Here is a 5072-nt window from a genome sequence, read left to right on the forward strand (position 1 = left end):
AATTAACAATAGAATTTTTTTACATTTTTGTGTATTTGTCATATTGTAAAAATCTTTAATAAACTTAGTTGTTGCGTGCTTATCTAATGTTTTTTAATCAGCTTTTAATTGCACTTATGCTAAGTCGTCAATGTTAATATCTGCCATTTCAGGGTTGACTTCTCCTTTGTCGTCAATTGCCTCCAGTTGGTCAGGTACTTGAATAAAATCAAAGACAATCTGGGTTTGTTGGTCGGGTTTGTGTGTTAATTCTAAAAATTCCGACGTGACCTCCCAAACTCCCAAGGCTACATTGCTTACATATCCGTCAAGAACAAGGCGGTCGAATGTGCGTTTAATCCACGTGATTGACGTGCCTGCTTCTTCGGCAAGTTTTTTCAATGTGACAATCACAATATTGCCCTCTTTTACATTGTTCTGCAGATGTTGTAACACTATACCTGCACCCTTTTCTTGATAGCCCATTGAGGCAGCTAACAAGTCATAATAACACTCCAGGAATTTCTTTTCTCCAGGGCACTCACGAGAAAATACAGGGACGCTCTTTTCAGTAATTGCGTGTTGCTTTTGGACAAACTCAACCTTTACTTTTTTGTGGTTGCCAAGTGATTCAATCTTTTTTTCTTTAGATAGTTTGTTTTTTATTTGTTTATCGCTTTCCATTTTTTATTTACCTCTTAAATTTTTTATTTTATTTTTTTATCACAAAAAGATTATATCATTAAATTTTTAATAATTCAAGTATAAAAGTGTAAATGATACAGTTATATTATTTTTTATTTAAGAATATTTCTATTTTTGCGTGCTTTATGAGTGCTTCGGCACGTGAAAAAACGATCAGAATGAGCGCTTTTTTCTTGCGAGTTTCGGCGAGCATTTTGTTTGCGCGGTTCGCAAACATCGCCCCACTCCAGGGGCGACAGGCAAGGAAAAAAAGAAACGGGGAGTTTCTTTTTTGGGCAGCATGGCTAAGTGTTTAGGCGCTCATTTATGGGCGACTAAACACTTAGCACCCCATTTTTTCGATTATCTCGATAAAAATGGGGTTTCTTTTTCTATTTAAATGAGTGTTTTTTTATTTTTTAAAAAGTGTGATTTTTTATTTTTTAAAAAGTGGCATAATAATAATATGAGTAATTGAAGAAATGGAGTTGTTAAAAGAAAACGACTTCTTTTTTATTTTTAAAAGAAGGAATTTTAAAGGAGGAAATCAGATTTAAGAAACTACTTTTTCAAGCAATAGTCATCAGCTTTTTTATAACATGAGATTTTAAAAAAATAGGAGGAAATAAACAAATTAACAAATTAAATTAAAACTTTTTATATAAAAATTAGATGAGATAAATAAAAAATATGTTTTGAGGAAATATAATATTTAATTCAAAGATATTAAATATTTAAAGGAATAAATAAAAAATGATATAGATATATCATTTATGGTTTAAATTTTTGGTAGTAAAATAACAAAATTAAAAGTGTTCATAACTTTCGCAAAAACGCTGAAAAGAACAGAAAGTCTTGAGTTTTAAGAGTAGGGCCGACCAAGCCGCGTTAAATCTTACAAACGAAAAAATATTTAAAGAGCCAAGGTATTTTATTGTTTTGGCTGTCGTTAACTCGGCAATATAGCAGGGGAAAGCTATTAAATCCAGTCCTAGTGGGACGTTTCGCCCATTTCAATCAAAGGAAACGCTAGAACACGCTAGCTTTTTCGCCAGTATAGTAATCACGTGTAATGTTACTATCCGTGCCTTTAACAAGGTTAAAAACGATAAAGAAAGGGGTCCTTATGGCCAAAAAATCATACAAAGCTAAACGTTTAGCCCGAGAGGCTAAAAAACAAGAACAAAAAGACGTGCTCTGCTCTAGCGAACAAGCTAGGGCGGAGCACGTGCAAAAAATGGGGCAAATCCGTATTACCGAAAAATGGAAAGCAGGGAAAGGAAAGTCGCGCTACGAAGGCAAGGAGACAGGGGATAATTACAAATATATCACCGCAGAGAAGTCTTTTCGGGATATTTCTGCGGCGTGGCGGCGTTTTAGTGCCTTTGTGGCGTCTAAATCGCCTGGAGACGACCTAGAAAGCCTTGAGGATATATTTAAGTATGCCGATCAATATCTGGCAGAATTAGAAGCCCTGGGACGCTCTGCGTGGACGCTGACGACTTATAAGGCGCATTTAGGTAAGGTTTTTAATGTTCCGACTACAATGCTTAAAGAGACGCCTCCACGTGAGCGTAAGAACGCGACACGGTCACGCTATGAAGCAGTAAACGATTCTCATATCGCAAAAGAAAAGCGAGACTTTTTCTTCAAGGTGGGGGCAGCCCTGGGGCTGCGAAAAGATGAATTAAAGGCAATTAAAGGAACTGCGCTGCAACCTAAGCGTGCAAAAAACGGTTTGTGGTATGTCCACGTAACTGAAAAAACAAAGGGAGGGCGAGAACGTTGGGCGCCAATCATGGCACAAACCCCTGAAGAAGAAGCTGAAATCATCGCGTTTTTCCAAAAAGCTGGAAAAGGATATGTTTTTAGTGGCAAAAATGGCACGTACAGGGTCCCTGGAAATCTAGATCAACATGCACACCGTGCAGAATACGCAAAGCGAGTGTACCTCCATTACGAGCGAAAACTAGATGAATTAAGTCATGAAGAAAAAACTTTTCTTCGGAAGGAGTTGAAGGGCTCTGTCTTAGACAAGTTTGCAGAAGGAAGGGCTGCGGAAGCATTAGGACACGGTCACGAACGAGGTGAGTTTCGCAAGTCATACGTCTATAAACTACTTTCTTAGTGAAATACATAATTTTGATTTTAAAAACCATGTGTGGTATAATAGTCTTGCGATGAAATAACATTGACCTCAACATGAGGCAACGGAAAAGCCCCAGCAGTGCGAATGCTGAGGCTTTTTTTGCGTAGTCTGCGACTAACTACGTCCGAGCTAGTGGCACTTAATCGTCATCTCGCTTATCTAGCCAGTAAGTGAATAGTGCAAGGACTACCCCAACCAGGGTTGGTGCGACGATTGTTTGAAATAACATTGACCACATGGGCAACTCACCTCCTTCCCAGGCGGTGTCGTTTGTGCCAAAGAGTATTATAGCACAATACCACGTGTTTCAGTTATCCCAATATTTCAGAATCGTCGGACGTGAGAGCCCTGTTTCGCGCTGACAGTCTATTTTGCGCTTGTTTGGGTTGTTTTTTCGCCATTCTTGTACTATTTCTTTCTTAGAAGGACGCCCAACATCCTTAAATTTTCCTTCTTTGACCAATTCTTCACGGTCAATGGCTAAAATAGACCTAGCGCGCCTCAAGTGTTGTTTACGTGTCCTACCGTTCCGTTTGGCACGTTCTAAGGGTATTCCCGTCCGTTGAGAAATATAGTCTATTCGGCGTCTAAAAGTATTTACAGAGGGGTATTTAAACGTCGTTTTTGCTGAAATGATATCATTCCGCGTGAAATGGTTATCTTCGCTAATCGTTAATTGCTCAAAATATTCTGCTATGTCAGCGATATCTCTATCCAACTCTTCTTCGCTGATTTGACACTGAACCGCTAAAGAGCATAAATTTTCTAAACAAAAATAACGTTTCCCGACTGTTGCACCTTCTAAAATTTTCTTTTTCCAACTGTCATAGATGCCGCGGTGTCGATAGAATGTAGATGTTCCTAACACTAATTTGCGCTTACGGACAACTCTCCGCTCGTACCATTCAGGGTATAACTCCTTGGCTTTTTCTCTCGATAAATCAGATTTTTTCTGATAGTCGATTTTCTTATCTTTTGGCAAAAAGTAATTAAAATCGTCAAGTGTATAGCGTCCGCCTGTCCTAAAAGCTAAGGCATAGACACCTTTTTCCTTGGCGGTCGTTCCAACAACTCGAAACGGTTGGTTAATAGGCTCATATTGAACCTGTTTTTCTCCATGTAGCCTTGTGATGTATCGATTCCAAAATCTATAAGTCAGGTAGTTTTTTGCTTTGGAGAGTTGCTCATGAATTTTTGGGTAAAGGGGTAGTGGCTCGTCAAAAAGAAAATATAGGTGTAACCCTTTGCCACTACATACAATAAACGTTGGTCTAGGCAACTGATCATATGTTTTTTGTCCCCTAAAGTAATTGCTTCTACTCCAGCTATAAATCAACTCTTTCAGCCCTGTATCTGGAACAATTTGGTCAATCTCAATAACTAACGCAAATAACTGACGAGCGTTTTTATTAGTTCTATTCCTACCTGCATACGAAATCGGGGAAGTAATAACAAAATTATCTGATTCTTGTATCATGTCATATAATTTTTGTTGCCCACGTGTAAAAGTTTGACGATTAAAAAAGAGTTTCTGCTCTTTGTAAAAAGAGTCAGTTTTCTTGTTATACAGGTCTAACATGATTTTTTTGCCGTTTTTATAAAACTGTGGTACTTTCTCGATAAGAATACCCCCGTATTCTCCCTCGATATAATCTTTTGGATTGCGTTGTTCGACCTCTAAATAATCTCCAAAAATCTCGTCATAGAACTCTCTAGCAGAGACACCTTCATAGCCCTCTAAATGCAAGTCAAGAGCCAAATTAGGAAGTCTAACACCGTTATAACCAAAAAGGAAGTAGTCGCTAGAGTTCTCCCCTGTAGAGTTAGGATAGCAACTAAAATGTTCAAATTTTAAGTCAACAAAACCCATAAAAAACCTCGTAAAATTTTCCGCCGGCTCGTGGTCACTCGTAAACACTGGGGGGCGCCGGATTTGCCCCCCAGGATTTGAAACGCCAGGTTTCAAACAGCAAAGCTGCCCCTCTCTCTACACTAAGTGGGACGGTCCTGCGTCGCCTCATCGTCTCCTCGCCCCTAACCCACTTAGATGTTACCCAAAACCTCGAGGACAGGATAGGAGGAGCAGCAAGAGGCAAAAAGGGCACAGGAAAGGGCAATAAAGAGCAGGAGGGCTGCTCTAGTAGTGCAGTTCTCTCAACTCAGGCAGTATAGTAAAAGCAAGAAGGAGCAAAAGGCTCCGCGCCTCTGTCAGGCGCGTATAGGGGCGTTAAATTAACAATAGAATTTTTTTACATTTTTG

At 39.1% G+C, this 5072-nt stretch carries 4 protein-coding genes; 1 reads left to right on the plus strand and 3 read right to left on the minus strand.

Annotated elements, in window-relative coordinates; translation table 11 throughout:
- Positions 1 to 114: 114 nt before the first annotated feature.
- Positions 115 to 663 (minus strand): replication/maintenance protein RepL, encoded by a 549-nt coding sequence (locus A3I9_RS0106360; RefSeq protein ID WP_018378209.1) that lies wholly within the window; start codon positions 661 to 663, stop codon positions 115 to 117.
- Positions 664 to 1789: 1126 nt separating this feature from the next.
- On the opposite strand from A3I9_RS0106360, the gene A3I9_RS0106370 reads away from it, so the two are divergent.
- A complete protein-coding gene (locus A3I9_RS0106370; protein WP_018378211.1) occupies positions 1790 to 2791 on the plus strand; it encodes a hypothetical protein in 1002 nt (333 codons plus the stop codon).
- A 160-nt stretch (positions 2792 to 2951) separates the two neighbouring features.
- On the opposite strand, the gene A3I9_RS13400 is transcribed toward A3I9_RS0106370, so the two are convergent.
- The gene (locus A3I9_RS13400; protein WP_018378212.1) at positions 2952 to 3050 is read right to left on the minus strand and encodes a type I toxin-antitoxin system Fst family toxin; all 99 of its coding nucleotides are present in this window, start codon (positions 3048 to 3050) and stop codon (positions 2952 to 2954) included.
- 69 nt (positions 3051 to 3119) lie between these two features.
- Positions 3120 to 4682 (minus strand): hypothetical protein, encoded by a 1563-nt coding sequence (locus A3I9_RS0106380; protein ID WP_018378213.1) that lies wholly within the window; start codon positions 4680 to 4682, stop codon positions 3120 to 3122.
- Positions 4683 to 5072 lie beyond the last annotated feature (390 nt).

The sequence above is a fragment of the Streptococcus ovis DSM 16829 genome (genome assembly GCF_000380125.1).
Taxonomy (GTDB): Bacteria; Bacillota; Bacilli; order Lactobacillales; family Streptococcaceae; genus Streptococcus; species Streptococcus ovis.